We start from the raw sequence: 16474 nt of genomic DNA, 5'->3' as shown, positions 1-16474 counted from the left end.
CTTCAACTAATTATTGAGTGGCTCATGTGGTGGGCCTCCGGTATGTCAAAATGCTTTATCTCTTGATTTTGACATAAAGTTATCTGGACTCTTTACCGTGGTAAATCTGATTCCAAAACGTCTGATTGACGAGGTTCTGGACATTGAATCCGGTATACCCGTGCGGGCATCTACCCTGTTGGAACGAAACGAGTCTGATGTGTGGGAAGTACGCCTTAGATTGAAGAAACTGGAGAAAGAAGGTAAGGAGTGGTTGGTTTGCGCTGTCTGTAAGGTGCCGGTATATGTGGCGGGGAATACTGACCGCAAGACCTTTTACTTCAAACATCGGCATGAACGTGGCGAATGTCCCATCAAGACCAGAGGTATTTACAGTCAAGAACAGATAGATGCGATCAAGTATCAAGGTGCCAGAGAAAGTCACGCCCATGTGAGGTTAAAGGAGCTTATTCGCCAGAGCCTTGTTGCTGACAGCAGATTTTCTGACTTAAAGGTCGAACACATCTTCCATTCTTTGGTTGAGACAGAACAGTGGCGAAAACCCGACGTGCGAGCCACTTTTAACGGTCAGGTCATCGCATTCGAGATTCAGCTTTCAACGACCTACATTGATGTAATTATGGAACGCTGGAACTTCTACAAGCGGAATGGTGTGCTTCTTGTGTGGATATTTGGGCGCTTCAACCCGGAGTACCAAAGATTTACTGAAAAGGATGTGCTGTACAACAATAACCGAAACCTTTTTGTCGTCAATGACGAAACAGTTAAGGAGTCCATTGAAGATGGCTGTTTCATCATGGAGGCCAATTACCAAGTACCTCAGGTAGCCGGCAACCAAATAGAGGTTAACTGGGAGAGTCGAAAAGTAGGGATGGATGACCTGCATTTTGACAAACTGGGCAATAGAGTTTTTCACTATGACGCTGAAGCCGCGTTTGCGAAAACGAAAGCCGAGTTACAGCGCCCGGAACAGATAGGAACAGCTACTGACGGTCTCGCTGACCTCCGGGCGGATTTCGAGGAGTTTTGGATATCTGAAAGCATACTCGATAACGAAGATTGGCACAGCCTGTACAAAAGCTACTGGGGCCGCTTTCGTGCCGCTGGTCTAGTTGTCGATGACTACTATGGTGAACGGCTACCGAATGGGTTGTTGAATGCCATCTATTCACTAAAACACGGCAAGATAATTGGATTCGGATTCAATTTGCACGTTGAAGTCGTGCATCAAGTCTTCGAGCGTTATCGCGGTTATTTGAGGCAGTATTGGTGGCTGGCTAAGGCTTACCAGCGTGTCGAATGGATAAATAGTGAGGATGCCTCTGGCAAACTTGCAAAAAAGATCGAACGTGCGAAGGCTGCAATGATAAATAATCATTCGGACTATGCCTACAATGGCCGCTTCGATCAACTTTTGATTTTTTTGTTTCCGCCCTTGTTGCATCACATGCGCGGGAAACCATTGCCGAGCAGTTAATCTTAACAATCTACCTCAGGAGTATGGCTATGGAAGGAGTCGTAATAAGCTCGGTCTGGAGACTGCTTGGGTGGCTACCGGGTTTCCTTCTTAGACGAAAATTTAGTACAGGATGGCTGAGGGAGCATACCAATATAGATGTAAGGGCAAGGCATGATCCAATTACGATCTATGGGGGTGAATTACCGCATATCGATATCTGCCTGACCTTAACTAACAACGGGCATTTTGAGATTGAGCTAGATAGATTGATGTTTGAGCTTTTATACGGAGCCGCAACGCCGAGTTTTCCGTACTTACAACGACTGCTTTTACTGCCGGGTGAGACGAAAGAAGTTTATATCCGGGGCACACTAACTGAAGCTCAAGTGAAGCATATTGCCAAACAGCCTAAAGGCAATTCGTACATCTCTTTTCAAGTGAAGGCGGAGTTCAATTGCAAGATAGCCAACTTTACTGTCGATACAGGTCAATTGACGGGTATCAATCCTCGTTTGGTGAACATTATATAATTGTCATTTGCTATAGTGAGTCCGCGACCGAATAACCCTTGTGCGTGATCTTGTAAATTCTTGAATGAAGATCAGAAGACTGCGGCTGAAGTTCTATCAATAGGTTTTTGACCATTAAATTGATGGCCTCCTCAAATCGCGCAATTGTCCGGGCATTGGTGTTTTCTGCTAAATCCTTGTTGCCCGCCCGAATCATTTTCCCGCCAACCAAGTCGGCAACAATCAGATATCCTTGTTCATCAGCGACCAGTTCTTTCAGAATCGTACGAAATTCCTCGGACACCGATGGCGCGACTGATTTGCCGCCATGAACCGGAGTTGAGGTAGTCGGTGGAAACTTCACGAGCAGACTGTTCATCATCTTGGCAAGGTGCCCGGAGAATTGCTGCGTGAAGCTGTCTACGTTGTCAACGCTCCCGATGATGCCTCTATTACGCAAGGATGCCTCCAATGATCGGCGGGCGTTTAATTGCTGTGTGTCGATTTGATCGAGGCTATCTGGTGCCTTGTCGGAGAAATAAACCATCACGGGTTTTCCAGCAGTTGCCAGCCGCTCTATTTCTTCGACAGTGCCACTGACAAATTCCCCCGTAGGAGTTCCTACCCGCATCCAGAAAACGGCAATGGCAAGATCAGCACGGTCTATCACCTGCCGATTCACAAGTGCTTGGGGACGGTCACCCAGAACAGGAATCGAATCGCGTTCCCATCTCACGGGATGGAGGATTGCGCCGGTGGCATGAGCATGGGACGAGTTCCAGTCCAACACTACACGCTCAGCGGCGTTGCGCTCCTCCAATGCGTCACTAGGGGAACATATTGCGATAGTAAAGGTGATAGTTTGAATGGGCATATAGGATAAGTCTTCAACCAACCCGATCCCGAAGTTCCTTGCCGGGTTTGAAATGCGGAACTGCCTTTGCCGGAACTTGAACGCACTGGCCGGTTTTCGGATTTCGGCCTGTTCGCGGTAGTCGGAAGTTGATCTTGAAACTGCCGAAGCCCCGTTTCTCAATCCGGTCACCATGGGTTAGGGCTTCGGCCATACGTTCAAGAATGACGTTGACCGACAGCCCGGTGTCATTGGTTTGCAGTTGAGGGAACCGCTGGGCAAGGGCAGTAACAAGTTCAGAGCGGGTCATACGCCAATTCTATCCGCATTTGACCGGCACTCAATTGCCTAGCAGGGTCTCGACCTTTTCAACGATCTTGGAGGCGGTAACGCCGAGGGCACGAGAGAGCGATAAAACCGTTTCCAGCGTTGGCTGCCTCAGGCCGCGCTCCAACATCGAGATGAAGGTGCGATCCAACCCGGCATCGAGAGCTACTGTCTCTTGAGTCTTGCCCGTGCCGGTACGTAGTTCCCGAAGAACCGCACCAAAAGCCTGCTCGACCGTTACCCGTCTTTTCATGCGACAGAAGCATGCGGATTCGGACTGTTGTCGTCATCGGACAGTTGTCTACATTTCGGTTATCCTATGCGTATAAACCCGTGGCATTTGCCACTTGAATTGAGAGGAAAGGCATGACGCTTAAACAAATAGTTGCCGCCCTGATGTTTCTCCCGATGTTCGCCGGTTGCTCTCAGCTTGCGGGCATGCCCAATGCCAATCCCTTTCCCGATGCGAGTCTAAGAAAAGCCAAATCCGCCGAGCACTGGAACGTCATCGCTGGTGACGTGGCCGCGCAGACAGCCGGTATGAAGGATCGCCCGGAACTCCGGGGGAAGCCGCTCTATGTCACACCGGGTGACAACAGCGATTTCTCACGTGGCTTTCAGTCCATGCTGATTTCGAAGCTGGTCAATTACGGCCTGAACGTGGCGACCAAGCCCGAGGGTACGGTCGAGGTCACGTACGAGGCTCAGGTCGTACGTCATCTGGCGGGGCAGGGGAACTACCAACCGGGCATGCTGACAGCCCTCGCTGGGGGCATCCTCGTAGGACGACAGATTGCGGTAAGTAACGCATCGGACACGGCCAGAGCAGCAGGCGCTACGGCGCTGGTGGCGGGCGCTGAGTTATTGGGGGCGGAGGTCAAGCTGCATAGCGCGACGAATACCGAAGTCATCGTCACGACCTCGCTGATCGACAGCAATCGTTTCCTGATGCGGAAGACCGATGTCTACTATGTTGAGGACGCCGAAGGCGTGATGTTCGAGGCACCATTCCGCGCTCAGACCAAGACCATGGGAGTGACCGGACAATGAAGAAGATCGCCCTCCTACTATGCACGGTTGTCCTGACCGCCTGCGCCACGGGGCCGAGCTATCAGGGTGCACAAACCAGTGACTTCACTTCGGCGAACTACGCGGCTGTTGATAAGCTCGTAGCGGCAACGGCGGTGCCTGTCGACAAAAAGGTGCCAATGCTGATCGCAACGGTCGTCAATATCGACAGCCTTAACCAGAGTTCACGATTTGGGCGGCTGATCTCCGAGCAGATCGCCACCCGGCTGACCCAGCAGGGCTACAACGTGGTGGAAATGAAACTCCGCAGCGATGTGTATATCCGGGAGGGCACGGGCGAACTAATGCTTTCCCGGAATGTGCGTGACCTGTCGAAGAGCTACAACGCCCAGGTGGTGGTGGTTGGTAGTTACGCGGTGGCCGCTGATTACGTGTATCTGACGCTCAAGACCGTCACGGTTACCGACAATCGGGTCATCGGAGCCGTCAATTACCTGCTGCCGTTGTCGCAGAACAATCAGGCGTTGCTGGCGGAGCAGAGGGACTAAGGCTTAACGCTGTAAGTAACTACGGGGCCAGTCGATTACAGCGCAAGAGGCCGGGAAAGGGCGCATACGGCGTTCCAGACCGTAACCATACCAACCTCAACCCTAGCGCCGTTAGTGACTATAGGCCCGGCCTAGTGCGATCCCAGCGGAGATTGACGATACTTTTTTCCAGTAAGTGCTATGCCGATCTCTACTCCCGGTGTTCCAGTTTCTTCATGAGCTTGATTCGATATTCATCAATGTACTCAGCAAACTGAACGGGCTCGCGCTTCAGCCAGCAGTATTGGCCTGTATATCCAGGACTCTCTGGCCGCGTCATCTGTTCTTTCTTAAAGAACGGTGCAAAGATATTGGCTGAAAATCGTAGATTATGGATTTCATTTCCACCAAGAAGTTCTGAGTCTTTCGGGAGCAGCACAATACAAGCACCTGCCTCATCCAAGGTCATCAGTGGATGGAATTCACCGTCGTTCGATGTGCATCCAAATATCAGGTTCTCTGGCGTGCCCTGCTGATCAAATCCAAGGGCTTCGAGTTTGTCAATAATCAGTGAGGCAACTTGACTGTCTTCCAGAGAGAGAAGCTGTAATAACGTGACCTTGGAAAGCGGTACACCGGACTTAGTCGGGCGATTCTCATGCCCTTCGCCACAAGTAGGGCGATAAAAGTAATCAGTCACTGGTTTCTCCCTGACACTCAATGATGACAAGCTATCACACCACTGGCTCACCAGATGCGCCTGCCAAAGCACGTGGTTGCATTTACTTGATGGCATATATTCTGGGAGGGGTAGATGTTTTCCAACTGCCTGTGGTGACAATCGCTCATAGGCGTTGAAAGGGCGCAAAAGGTATTTCAGTCTGTGCCAATACCAACACCTACCCTCACACTCATAGTGAGCTTAGGCTCGGCCCTGTGCGACCCCAGTGGCGATTACCGGCATTCATCCAACTTGATTGCGGGATAGGCAGCAGTGTTATGTGGTGGCCGAACTCAGTCCGCAAGGGGCGAAGGCAACCAGATAGTGTGGGGGTAGGGATGGGGGTATGTCGCCAAGCAGAATACCTTGATGCCTTGTAGATAGTGGCTCTGCAACTATATTAGGGCTCCCCCTCCCGCACCAGTCGTAGAGCGGGTTTCCATGGATTGCCGGTTTCCATCCAATGCCCATTCTTCTACAAAAACCAAAGGCTTTTCTACAAAATCATCGTAGTGGCTTAACACGGTCGCCTTTTCTGTCGCGCGTGTAGTGTTCTGTCATGGTTCGCGTCTTGTGGCCGAGTAAGCGTTGCGCATGGGCCAGATCACCGGTATCGGTCGCGGCCTTGGCGCGGATATCCCGAAACTGAAAATCGACGCCAGCGGTCTTTCTCGCAGCGTCAAAGCGGTGTCGCAGGCTCCACTGCGACAGGGGTTCCCCATCGTCGTCGATAACGAGGCTGGCCGATTTGCCCGGCCTGGCCACGATGCGAGCAATCACGGTTTCCAGTTCGCCGCTGATTTCGATGGCGATGCGTTTGCCGGTCTTGTTTTGGCGAATGTGCAGTGCCCCATCGTCGATATCGGTTCGCGTCATTTTGAGCACGTCAGCGGGCCGCTGGCCGGTCAGCAGGGCCAAATCCATTGCGTCGCGTGTCGGAGCGTCGGCAGCGAGCCATACGGCCTTGTATTCGGCGTCAGAGATATAGCGGTCGCGGCCTTTTTCTTTGTGGCCCTTGATGCCGGCGCAAGGGTTCGTCTCGATGGTGTAGCCCCATGCCCGCGCGTGGTTGTAGATATGAGAGAGCAGCGCTTTTTCCCGGTTGGCCTGGACGCGCGCTGTTTGGCCACGATGCTGCATGTATTCGGCAACATCGACAGGGCGAATTTCATCAATGGGATAGTGACCGAACGCCGCGATCAGCAACTTGAGCTGGCGCACATTATCTTTCTGTGTCCGGTAAGCCTTGGTTGGAATGATCTCGCGTTCGTAGCGTGCAGCGACGACGCGGAAAGTTTTATCGTCAGGGTCAGTCTCTTGACCTTCCAGCTCTGCCCACTTTCTGCGCGCTTCATTGAGATCGCCACCAAGCGCGATCCACTTGCGCGGCAGGCTGGTAGTGACGTAGTAGTACCGATTCCCCTTGCGATGTAGCCGGGGCGGAAGATCGTGCTGCTTGGTACGGCGACGCCCCATGTATCAGGTCGCACTCACGGCCGCGAGATTCGGACGAAAACGGCGTTCGTTCGGGTTTGTGCCTGAGCCGAGCCGGTATTCAAAATAACTGCGCGCGACGATGGGCCGACCGACAGCATTGACTTCATGTTTCCAGCCCTTGGTCACCAGCCATTTGATTTGCAGGCTGACCAGCTTGCGCCCGGTGAGTTCGATCAACTCATCCGGCGTCAGATACAACGAAGGGCGGCTTACCGCTTCCATGCAGCCTTCCCTGTTCCGGCCCGTCTGGCGTTGCGGCGCATGATCGCGCGGCCCTTCGATGTCGGCTTGTAACTTTTTCTGTAAGTGCGGATGTAGGCATGCATCCGCATGATGATGATCGAGGTCGAAAACGCAAGCGGATCAGTGTGCATGGTGCGAGGTTTCATGATTTCTCCATGTTGAAGTCGAACGGAAGGGTTTTCATGCGCGCATAGCATTCATGTGAAATTCGGAGCGATGTAGAGGCAACCCCGCCTTTACGATAGCGTTCTTGATGTTCTGCACTGGAGTGTCATAACGCTTGGCAAGAGCGGGTTTCGTCCATTCGCCAGTTGCCCACAGTTGCGCCACTTCCCGCTCTTGAGCAGCATTTATTCGTTTGCGCGCAAGGCCCGCCCTTCGAATCGCCCGCTTGATGCTCGATATGTGCGTGCCATACTTACGTGCAAGAGCAGCTTTCGTCCAATCCCCCGTTTCCCATAGCCGCATCGCTTCGGCCTCTTGCTCATCTGATAGCGCCCGGGGTGCGCCAAACCTTGCTCCCCGTGCCAAAGCGGCAGCCATCCCCACCCTGGTTCGCTCCCGGATCATCGACAGTTCGAATTCTGCGAATGCGCCGAGCATTTGCATCAGCATCCGCCCTGTCGGCGTTTTTGTGTCTATGGTTTCCGTGAGGCTATTAAAAGTTGCTTCCACACTCTCAATGCGTGCCAAGATGAAGAGTAGGTCTTGTAATGAGCGTGCTATACGATCCAACTTGTAAACCAAGACAACATCGCCAGGCCGTAGCTGACTGAGCATTTCCTCAAGGATTGGCCGTTGCAGATTTCCGCCCGACCGTTTTTCTTCATAGATAAAATCGCACCCGTTCTTTTTGAGTGCATCGACCTGGGCATGCACTTCCTGTTCCTCGGTTGATACCCTTGCATATCCGTAGCGCATAGAGCGGCCGCCTTGGGTAACGACAGGCAATGAAGGGGCGCACGGTTCAATTTTCTTGGCTGTACTTTCTGTATTTTTCATAATGAGGATGGTGAAAAAGGTCGAGAGGTGAGGCCTGATGACAATCCAACATTGCCCACCGGCCCGGCACGCGGAAACGCAATCACATTGCTGCCCATTCCTTCTGAGGAATTCGATGCAAACCCGCTTCCTGTGCGGGGCGCACAATTATTGACACGAGTCCAAGGTCGGTATGCGGCGGCCGAATTGTCGGCAAAACTCCACGCGTATTTGCCAGGCCGAATGCGGATTTCCCATCGCTTGCGCTCGGATTCGAACACCTTGCCTGGCTTGTTCTTGTGGAAGATGCCAAAGGGCTTGGTTGTCTGTTCGTAGCCATAGCGGCCGATGTGTTCGCCTGCCTTGGTCGCGAGCTGGATGGTTTGATCCGCGCGCTTGACCGTAGGCCCGCCAACGGCACGCATCAAGCCCGCAAAGTCGGCGTTTTGGTCAGTAGTCTTCTGCGCTGCACGCCATGCGGCTGCAATTTCATCCGGCGCCAGGGTGACTGTCGCGCTGTGGATGCGGCGCAGTTCCCGCCAAAGCCCGACAGGCGGCCCGCCAATGAAGTCGAATTGGTGGATGCCATGCAGACGTGCCCATGCGGTAACGCGACCGATTGACTCTTGAGCCGGGACACCGTTTTCATCGAGGTCGATGCCGGTTCCGTCGATGTTCTTGCCGATGTACTTTGCGATATAGGCAGCAGCGCCGCCCTTCTGTGGATCGATCATTTCGAACTTCACGCGATGCTGCTGTGCACCGGGTTCGTCGGGAGTGTCAATCAGCGCATATCGCCGGATGGTTTCCTTGACGGCGCCGACATGCAGCGGTGTGACGAACAGCAGCATGTGCCAATGTGGTGTGCCGTCATGGTGCGGCTCAGCAATACGAAGCCCATATGGGCTGGCGTATTCGTGGCGCAACACGGAGCGGATGCGCGCCAATAGGTCACCGAGATAGGCTTGTGCCTGCTTGGGCTTGGTGCCATCGTAGGCGGGGTTCGGGGCACCATTCGAGGACAGACGGGCATGCATGCGGCTGGGACAGGTCAGCGTGACGAAAATCCCAACATGTCCAAGCTCGTTCGCAACGGTTTCGTAGCCCTTAATGCGCACCATCATTTCGCCGCGGCGCAGCGCCGGATTCGACAGGCTGTGTTCAGCCAGTTCGGCGATAGTGAAAATCTCGCCATCCTCGCTGACCGCTTCCATGCCTTCGAGAATTGCCGCGTTGCGCCGCTGCTTGTGGCTCTCGGCTTCGAGCGATTCACGGCTGATGTAAATGTCTCGATGCTTGTGTACGTAGCCAAGAGCAATGGAGATATTCTCGCGCTCGCGGCCGGCTTCGCTACGCAGCTTTCGCCGCCACCAGAGTTTGTCGGTCATGCGCGCCAGTGCGCCGGCATCCCCGATGTTCTCGCCTGGTGGCTGAATGCCGAACTCGATACAGAGCTTATCGAGCTGGCGCCGCATCTTCATGGAGCCGCTTGCTGCCCATCGTTGAGCACGTTCCATCGCGCGCTTGGCCTGCTTTTCGGCAATGGCCATAATGTCGGTGTCTGTCGCATTCGGTGCGATCCGGCATGCGGCGAACTTCTCTACAAAGTCGGTGAGCCAAAGGTCTGCCGGTTGCAGGCCGTTCAATGCGCATTTTTTCTGATGTATGGCAATTGCATCGCGCTTCCAGCGGGGCGGGAGCGATGCTGTTATTGTTTCGAGCCATTCCTGATGCTGCTCTGCCTCTAAAGCATCGAAGCGATAGGGCGTCTCGTAAATACGTTCTGTAGCGTTCATGCCGCGAACTCGCCACCGCAGATGGCGCAGCGCTCGACCGTCAATGGCTGGATAACCAGCCAAGGGCGCTTCATGCTGCACAAATTGCGCGCGCGATTTACGGCGTCTGAATAGCTAAGACGTGCGGCATAGCTCGCTTCGGCAGTGAAGGGCTGTGCGCAAGGAATAGGGGTTGCCCATTCCCTGCACAGAGGGTCATAAATGCCGTGCTGACCGGCATTCTCCGCATGCTGCATTGTCTGACGCATGGCGGCTTGCCGATCAGTAGATTGATGGCGTTTTCGGTTGCTCTTTGTTTCGGGCCGCTAGATAGAAAGCGAGCCCGATCAGCATTGCGGTGACAAAGGTGGCTGTTGCTCCTGCCTTCCCGCCGATCGGAAAGGCTACTGCGGGCAGAGGTACGTTCATTACACGGCCCTCCGTTCTTTTTCTTCGCCTTCCACTGCGGCACTGCCGAGTAAGCCGGCAGCGGCAAAGTTGTCTGTCATGCTGGCGATGATCGCCGCTAGTACATCGTTTCCTGACAACTTGTCATTGGAGGCGGACAGCCCGATTTCAGGCCATCCACCGATGGCGCGTACTTGAAGGTAATTGGCGGCAAGCAGGCTAAGGCTCTCCCTGATTGCTTGCAATACTTCTTCTGTGTAATCGCCTTCGCCAAACAGGGAGCTTTCGCGTTCCGCCAAGGTAGCGAGCGACTCGGCGAGCTTCTTGTCGTTGGCTCGGATGTTGGCGAGCGTGGAGGCTAATGTTTCATCCGATACCTCGTCGGCCACGGGGAAGAAAAAGCGCTTCGCCTTGACGGCTTCGATTGAGGCGGCTGGCGTTTCTTCAGCGTCGCCAAAGGTCAGTTCGATTTCTTCGCCAGCGGCGCGCGCCTCTTCCAGCTTGTTTTCATAGAAGGTGCGCAGCTTGCGAAGTTGCGCGGAAGTGAAACGCTGCGCTGTCTCGCTCTCAAACTCGCTGAGATATTGGCGCTTGAGGCCGGTTGCTTCCGCAACGTCGGCTTGAGAAAGACCAAATTCCTTGCGCGCCTGGCGGGATTGATCTGCACTTAGGATAGCCATTATTTCAGTCCATTAAGCCAGAAAAATATCTGGATATCCGGACTGTAGGCTAGTCGTTATTCTTTGTCAAGATTATCTAAAAAATATCTTAAAGTGCAGACATTACTTCTTTTCGTCCTTCACTTCAAATAGGAATCGAGCGTGTGTATCGCTTCTCGAATTGAGCTTTCCCTTATCTGAAATAAACAACTTGCTGCTCTCAGCTTGATCGAGAAGGTCGATAAGTGCGTTAGCTAATTGGGACGCCGCGTTTTCCGCCTGGTTCCACTCATAGCCCAACAGTAGCCAATTGGGTGACACGTTGAGAGCTAAGCATAGGAGACGCAATTCTCGCGCACCTGGCTTTGTTCCACCAGATTCGTATGCATATATTGTTGCGCGTGAAATACCACTTTTCCCTGCGCTGTCATACTTGGAAGTAAGCGCTGCAAGCTGATCAACCGATATTTTATATTCCTGCCGTTTCTCTTGGATTCGCTGCCCTATGCCTTCTTCTGGCGGTGGTGGCGGCACTGATGAAATCACCAACTCCGTATTTTTTTTGTTTGCCATGGTGTCAGAGACTTGTTTTCGTCGGTCAAGAAAATGTTGGAGTTCCGCTGCTGGCAAGGGTTTGACAGCCGCAACATAGGCAAAGCCAAGAGCCACCCTTTACCAAGGCAGATGATAACCGCCCCCCGCCTGGGTGTCCAACCGGCAGGTTACCCACCGATCCACCGCCGCCAGCCTCATAGGGGCGCGGCGGCGGCTCCGTGGATAACCCGCCTAACCCGGTGAAGCCGGATATTGTCCGGGATACCGTCGGCATGGTAAAGCTATGACAATGCTTGCAGGATGGTGTTCTTTTCGGCAGCGTCGAGGGTCTTGGCGAATTTCACCGCAGCGAGTATCTGCGCCCGTACATCCTGGCTGATCTCGCCTTTTATTGCCCCAACGTCGGTCATCAACTCTCGGATCACATCGCTTCTGTTCAAGACCAGCAATTGGTGGCAGGCGATGTGCGAATCACGTGTTAGAAAAGGATGGTTTGCACGGTCAATGGCGACCTGGCACATGGCGAGGTGCGGTCTATTCGCGACGAAAGGATGAGTCTCGGAATTGACGATGAAGGTTAAGCAATCAGGATCGCGTTCGCCCACTAACACCAAAAATTTTGGCTTCGTCTTCTCCGGAAAAGTTACCTCGATGCGAATGACTCGCCCTGGGGTGAGTTGCTTGACGACGTGTTCCCTGACCCTATCAGGAGGGAAGTGATCGCCAAGCGGTGCCATCAATGTGCGGCTTCGAGATACGCAGCGACTTCGCCAGCGTTGGGCAGCGTAGCAACGATATCAGTCAGTGATATTGGTTTGTTTTCGTCGGTGACCTTCCAAGCTCCGTCATGGGTCAGGTCTGTCAGTTGGCCAAAGGTCTTATGCCCATGCTCTTCGACGACGGCATTGATACAGTCGATTTCGGATTCGGAAAGCACACTGGTATCAGCATTGCGTTTTGGTACGACGTTACGGCCGTGTGTGATCTCAATGGCTTCTATGACGGCTTCGTCAATATCAGGATCGAAAGAGAAGCGGCCAGTCGGCACCTTCATCATGTTGTAGGCGGTCGATGGAACCGGGCCGTATTCCATAGCGATATAGTGGTCGCCGCAGATCAGGCGACCGAAGTCCTGCAAATGAAGCTTGTCCGACAGATACAGCATCTTGGCGATGCTATGCATGGTCGGCGCCTTCAATTGCGCTGCGATAAACAGGATTGATTCGAGCGCTTTCTCTCGGTTAAACAAGCGCGCATGTACTGCCATGGTGCCCTCCAATGTCCCACTCCAGGGCTACTGGCGCCCCACCTGGGACGCGAAAATGCGAGCGAATGATACCAGATACCCAGCGCCCAGCTATGGGCTGAAAGGCTAAACACAAGCCCTTGGTGCAGCCATATCACCACATTCGACCAGGGCAACGGGGGGCGGTTCCCAGCTAAACCCGTTCTACAAATCAAAACGGGGCCGCGTGGCGCAAGGGTTTGCGGGACGCGATCAGGCAAGTTATGTAGAAGAGATTTACTGCACATGCCTGATTCGGCTTGCAATCAATAAAGCCTCAAAATCCGCCGCCAGTGATGGTGTGGGGGTTCGAGTCCCCCTCCCGCACCAGATTGGAATCCAGGCATATCCAAGAATGTCCTTAAACCCGCTCCAGTAGCGGGCTTTTGTTTGTCGCTTGCGCCTCGGATTGATTGAATCCGCGGATATCCAGCAGCATGTGGGGGCATAATCGAGGGCACATTCGCAATGTCATCGTGATGAATGTCCCCCAATCGACATGACCAGATGAAACGCCTCATTAAGTCTCTCGCATTTGCCTCGAACAAGCACCGCAATCAGCGCCGTAAGGATGTTGCTGCCTCTCCCTACATCAACCATCCAATCGCTTTGGCGGATGTACTGGCAAATGAGGGCGATGTCGAGGACGAGCGCGTGCTCATGGCCGCAGTTTTGCATGACACGATTGAGGACACGGAAACCACCGAGCAGGAATTGGTCGAGGAATTTGGACCGGAGGTCGTGGCCATTGTCCTTGACGTTACTGACGACAAGTCCTTGCCCAAGGCCGAGCGCAAGCGACTTCAGGTGGAACATTCATCTGCAATCAGCAGCGGCGCCAAGCTGGTGAAGCTTGCCGACATGATTTGCAACCTCAGGGATATTCTCACCGGTCCGCCTGCCGATTGGTCCGTCGAGCGACAGCAGGAATATTTCGATTGGGCCAAGGCGGTAGTCGAGGGCTTGCGTGGGGTGCATCCCGAACTGGAGCGCGTGTTCGACAAAGTCTATCGGGAACGCCCGAAGCTATAGCCTGTTGTCATTAGCGAAAAGCGCTTTCTTTGATGGAGGAGCGTGAAATCCCAGGTTAACCTGAATGGCCAGGTTTCTGTCACAGCGAGCAAATGAAAAGCGGCCCTCATCGCTGAGGGCCGCTTGAATACTGGTGGCTAGGGGCGGAATCGAACCGTCGACACGCGGATTTTCAGTCCGCTGCTCTACCAACTGAGCTACCTAGCCACTGTTTGCTACTCGACAAGCTACTGCCACGCGGATTTTAGTTCCGGCTAACGCTCACTTTGCTCGCATAAGCCTTCACTGCTGCGCCGTCCCGCGGCCGGCTGGTCAGTCCGCTGCTCTACCAACTGAGCTACCTGGCCGCTGAGAGACTTGCAAAAAGGCCGCGCATTATAACCGAGCAATCTTCGCTTTGGAACGTCTCAACATGGGAAAGCCCCGCCGAAGCGGGGCTTTCGTGTGAAGCAAACTTCCAGTAGGAAGAGGGTACGAGATGATTGGGTAATCGGCTTTGCCAATTACATATCCATGCCGCCCATACCGCCCATGCCACCCATGCCACCCATGCCGCCCATACCACCACCCATACCGCCAGCGGGCTTGTCTTCAACCGACTCCGCCACCATGCAATCGGTGGTGAGCATCAGGCCGGCAACGGAAGAAGCGTTCTGCAGCGCGTAGCGCGTAACCTTGGTCGGGTCGAGCACGCCCATTGCCACCATGTCGCCGTACTCGCCTGTGGCAGCGTTGTAGCCGTAATTGCCCTTGCCTTCGAGCACCTTGTTGACTACCACGGAGGGTTCGTCGCCGGCGTTGGCAACGATCTCGCGCATCGGCTGCTCGATCGCACGCAACACGATCTTGATGCCGGCATCCTGGTCGTGATTGTCGCCCTTGAGGTCCTTGATCACGGAACGGGCACGCAACAGCGCAACGCCGCCGCCGGCCACGATGCCTTCTTCAACGGCGGCACGCGTGGCGTGCAGCGCATCTTCGACGCGGGCCTTCTTTTCCTTCATTTCGACTTCGGTCGCGGCGCCGACCTTGATCAGCGCAACACCGCCGGCCAGTTTGGCCACGCGTTCCTGCAGCTTTTCCTTGTCATAGTCGCTGGTCGCGTCTTCGATTTGCTTGCGGATCTGGGCAACGCGGCCCTTGATCCCGTCTTCCTTGCCGGCGCCGTCGATGAGGGTGGTGTTTTCCTTGCCCACTTCAACGCGCTTGACCTGGCCGAGTTCGGCCAGCGTGGCCTTTTCCAGCGACAGGCCGACTTCTTCCGCGATCACGGTGCCGCCGGTCAGGATGGCGATGTCTTCCAGCATGGCCTTGCGGCGGTCGCCGAAGCCCGGCGCCTTGACGGCAACGGTCTTGAGAATGCCGCGCAGATTGTTCACCACCAAAGTGGCCAGAGCTTCGCCTTCGACGTCCTCGGCGATGATCAGCAGCGGACGGCCAGCCTTGGCGACTTGCTCAAGCACGGGCAGCAGGTCGCGAATGTTGCTGATCTTCTTGTCGTACAGCAGCACGTAGGCGCTTTCGAGAATGGCGATCTGCTTGTCGGGATTGTTGATGAAGTAAGGCGACAGATAGCCGCGGTCGAACTGCATGCCTTCGACGACTTCGAGTTCGTTTTGCAGCGATTTGCCATCTTCAACGGTGATGACGCCTTCCTTGCCTACCTTGTCCATGGCTTGGGCAATGATGTCACCGATGGAAGCGTCGGCATTGGCGGAAATTGCACCGACCTGGGCTATCTCCTTGTTGGTGGTACAGGGCTTGGAAATCTTCTTCAACTCATCAACGATGGCGATGACCGCCTTGTCGATACCACGCTTGAGATCCATCGGATTCATGCCGGCGGTGACATATTTCATGCCTTCGCGGACTATGGACTGGGCCAGCACGGTGGCGGTGGTGGTGCCGTCACCGGCGACGTCGGAAGTCTTCGATGCGACTTCCTTCACCATCTGGGCGCCCATGTTTTCGAACTTGTCCTTGAGTTCGATTTCCTTGGCGACCGATACGCCATCCTTGGTTACGGTCGGACCGCCGAAAGAGCGCTCCAGCACCACGTTGCGACCTTTGGGGCCAAGCGTCACCTTGACGGCGTTGGCAAGAATATTGACACCATTGACGATTTTCGCGCGCGCTTCGTCGCCGAACAGAACTTGTTTTGCAGCCATTGATTGGTCTCCTATTTCAGTTTGATGGGGATGCCAGGCGCTTAAGCCTCTACCACGCCCATGATGTCTTCTTCACGCATGACCAGCAGTTCATCGCCGTCAACCTTCACGGTCTGGCCGGAATACTTGCCGAACAGCACGCGGTCGCCGACCTTGAGGGCGATGGGGCGAACCTTGCCGTCGTCAAGAATCTTGCCGCTGCCCACGGCCAGCACTTCACCCTGGTCGGGTTTCTCGGCTGCAGTGTCGGGGATGACGATGCCGGACGCGGTCTTGCGCTCATCTTCGATGCGCTTGACGATCACACGGTCGTGCAAAGGACGAATTTTCATACACTTATCTCCTTGTTTCGCGATTGACTGGTAAAGCGGCTGGCTGTTTGGAAGCCAATGAACTGCCGCCACAGGGGTCGACGGAGCGTTGAAGCCCGGTTATTGCAGGCATCG

At 54.4% G+C, this 16474-nt stretch carries 21 protein-coding genes and 1 tRNA gene; 5 read left to right on the top strand and 17 right to left on the bottom strand.

Going from position 1 to position 16474, the window contains the following annotated elements; translation table 11 throughout:
• Positions 1 to 97: 97 nt before the first annotated feature.
• Together K5E80_RS08010 and K5E80_RS08005 are read left to right on the top strand one after the other, a co-directional pair.
• A complete protein-coding gene (locus tag K5E80_RS08010) occupies positions 98 to 1477 on the top strand; it encodes a DUF6035 family protein (protein ID WP_220635658.1) in 1380 nt (459 codons plus the stop codon).
• A gap of 29 nt (positions 1478 to 1506) precedes the next feature.
• Positions 1507 to 1989 carry a hypothetical protein gene (locus K5E80_RS08005; RefSeq protein WP_220635657.1) on the top strand — a complete coding sequence of 161 codons (483 nt, stop codon included), beginning with the start codon at positions 1507 to 1509 and terminating at the stop codon, positions 1987 to 1989.
• A 10-nt stretch (positions 1990 to 1999) separates the two neighbouring features.
• Here the strand turns inward: K5E80_RS08005 and K5E80_RS08000 are convergent, their stop codons facing one another.
• The 3 genes from K5E80_RS08000 to K5E80_RS07990 are packed head-to-tail and all read right to left on the bottom strand — an operon-like array spanning position 2000 to position 3401.
• Positions 2000 to 2842, bottom strand: coding sequence for a hypothetical protein (locus K5E80_RS08000; protein ID WP_220635656.1), 843 nt, complete (start codon positions 2840 to 2842; stop codon positions 2000 to 2002).
• 13 nt (positions 2843 to 2855) lie between these two features.
• Positions 2856 to 3131, bottom strand: coding sequence for an integration host factor subunit beta (locus K5E80_RS07995; protein WP_220635655.1), 276 nt, complete (start codon positions 3129 to 3131; stop codon positions 2856 to 2858).
• A gap of 30 nt (positions 3132 to 3161) precedes the next feature.
• The gene (locus K5E80_RS07990) at positions 3162 to 3401 is read right to left on the bottom strand and encodes a helix-turn-helix domain-containing protein (RefSeq protein ID WP_220635654.1); all 240 of its coding nucleotides are present in this window, start codon (positions 3399 to 3401) and stop codon (positions 3162 to 3164) included.
• Between the two features lie 113 nt (positions 3402 to 3514).
• On the opposite strand from K5E80_RS07990, the gene K5E80_RS07985 reads away from it, so the two are divergent.
• Together K5E80_RS07985 and K5E80_RS07980 are read left to right on the top strand one after the other, a co-directional pair.
• Entirely contained in the window at positions 3515 to 4198 is a 684-nt protein-coding gene (locus K5E80_RS07985; RefSeq protein ID WP_220635653.1) for a hypothetical protein, read from the top strand.
• Positions 4195 to 4725 carry a FlgO family outer membrane protein gene (locus K5E80_RS07980; RefSeq protein WP_220635652.1) on the top strand — a complete coding sequence of 177 codons (531 nt, stop codon included), beginning with the start codon at positions 4195 to 4197 and terminating at the stop codon, positions 4723 to 4725. The genes K5E80_RS07985 and K5E80_RS07980 overlap by 4 nt, the downstream gene beginning before the upstream one ends.
• Positions 4726 to 4915: 190 nt before the next feature.
• Here the strand turns inward: K5E80_RS07980 and K5E80_RS07975 are convergent, their stop codons facing one another.
• The 11 genes from K5E80_RS07975 to K5E80_RS07925 form a co-directional block, all read right to left on the bottom strand.
• A complete protein-coding gene (locus tag K5E80_RS07975; RefSeq protein WP_220635651.1) occupies positions 4916 to 5404 on the bottom strand; it encodes a hypothetical protein in 489 nt (162 codons plus the stop codon).
• Positions 5405 to 5929: 525 nt separating this feature from the next.
• On the bottom strand, positions 5930 to 6901 hold the full coding sequence (locus K5E80_RS07970; RefSeq protein WP_220635650.1) for a tyrosine-type recombinase/integrase: 972 nt from the start codon (positions 6899 to 6901) through the stop codon (positions 5930 to 5932).
• Positions 6902 to 6904: 3 nt separating this feature from the next.
• Complete coding sequence (locus K5E80_RS07965) at positions 6905 to 7144, bottom strand: DUF4224 domain-containing protein (RefSeq protein ID WP_220635649.1); 240 nt, start codon at positions 7142 to 7144, stop codon at positions 6905 to 6907.
• Positions 7132 to 7311, bottom strand: coding sequence for a hypothetical protein (locus tag K5E80_RS07960; protein ID WP_220635648.1), 180 nt, complete (start codon positions 7309 to 7311; stop codon positions 7132 to 7134). Before K5E80_RS07960 ends, K5E80_RS07965 begins: the two co-directional genes overlap by 13 nt.
• Before the next feature lie 34 nt (positions 7312 to 7345).
• The gene (locus tag K5E80_RS07955; RefSeq protein WP_246590913.1) at positions 7346 to 8167 is read right to left on the bottom strand and encodes a recombinase family protein; all 822 of its coding nucleotides are present in this window, start codon (positions 8165 to 8167) and stop codon (positions 7346 to 7348) included.
• Positions 8164 to 9942, bottom strand: coding sequence for a replication endonuclease (locus K5E80_RS07950; RefSeq protein WP_220635647.1), 1779 nt, complete (start codon positions 9940 to 9942; stop codon positions 8164 to 8166). The genes K5E80_RS07955 and K5E80_RS07950 overlap by 4 nt, the downstream gene beginning before the upstream one ends.
• A complete protein-coding gene (locus K5E80_RS07945; protein WP_220635646.1) occupies positions 9939 to 10190 on the bottom strand; it encodes a hypothetical protein in 252 nt (83 codons plus the stop codon). The genes K5E80_RS07950 and K5E80_RS07945 overlap by 4 nt, the downstream gene beginning before the upstream one ends.
• A 159-nt stretch (positions 10191 to 10349) precedes the next feature.
• Positions 10350 to 11009 carry a helix-turn-helix transcriptional regulator gene (locus tag K5E80_RS07940; RefSeq protein ID WP_220635645.1) on the bottom strand — a complete coding sequence of 220 codons (660 nt, stop codon included), beginning with the start codon at positions 11007 to 11009 and terminating at the stop codon, positions 10350 to 10352.
• 102 nt (positions 11010 to 11111) lie between these two features.
• Positions 11112 to 11657: a helix-turn-helix domain-containing protein gene (locus K5E80_RS07935; protein WP_220635644.1), complete on the bottom strand. Its 546-nt coding sequence runs from the start codon at positions 11655 to 11657 to the stop codon at positions 11112 to 11114.
• Positions 11658 to 11824: 167 nt separating this feature from the next.
• A complete protein-coding gene (locus K5E80_RS07930) occupies positions 11825 to 12280 on the bottom strand; it encodes a hypothetical protein (protein WP_220635643.1) in 456 nt (151 codons plus the stop codon).
• Positions 12280 to 12810 carry a Panacea domain-containing protein gene (locus K5E80_RS07925; protein WP_220635642.1) on the bottom strand — a complete coding sequence of 177 codons (531 nt, stop codon included), beginning with the start codon at positions 12808 to 12810 and terminating at the stop codon, positions 12280 to 12282. The genes K5E80_RS07930 and K5E80_RS07925 overlap by 1 nt, the downstream gene beginning before the upstream one ends.
• Positions 12811 to 13335: 525 nt before the next feature.
• On the opposite strand from K5E80_RS07925, the gene K5E80_RS07920 reads away from it, so the two are divergent.
• The gene (locus K5E80_RS07920; protein WP_220635641.1) at positions 13336 to 13860 is read left to right on the top strand and encodes an HD domain-containing protein; all 525 of its coding nucleotides are present in this window, start codon (positions 13336 to 13338) and stop codon (positions 13858 to 13860) included.
• Positions 13861 to 13991: 131 nt separating this feature from the next.
• Here the strand turns inward: K5E80_RS07920 and K5E80_RS07915 are convergent.
• The 3 genes from K5E80_RS07915 to groES all read right to left on the bottom strand — a co-directional run bounded on the left by K5E80_RS07915 (position 13992) and on the right by groES (position 16360).
• Positions 13992 to 14067, bottom strand: a tRNA-Phe gene (locus K5E80_RS07915).
• A gap of 296 nt (positions 14068 to 14363) precedes the next feature.
• Positions 14364 to 16028: a chaperonin GroEL gene (gene groL / locus K5E80_RS07910; RefSeq protein WP_220635640.1), complete on the bottom strand. Its 1665-nt coding sequence runs from the start codon at positions 16026 to 16028 to the stop codon at positions 14364 to 14366.
• A gap of 41 nt (positions 16029 to 16069) precedes the next feature.
• The gene (gene groES / locus K5E80_RS07905; protein ID WP_220635639.1) at positions 16070 to 16360 is read right to left on the bottom strand and encodes a co-chaperone GroES; all 291 of its coding nucleotides are present in this window, start codon (positions 16358 to 16360) and stop codon (positions 16070 to 16072) included.
• Positions 16361 to 16474 lie beyond the last annotated feature (114 nt).

Source organism: Georgfuchsia toluolica, from assembly GCF_907163265.1.
In the GTDB taxonomy this organism is placed as follows: domain Bacteria; phylum Pseudomonadota; class Gammaproteobacteria; order Burkholderiales; family Rhodocyclaceae; genus Georgfuchsia; species Georgfuchsia toluolica.
Note: the sequence above shows the minus strand (reverse complement) of the source record. Positions and strands in the feature narration are given on the sequence as shown.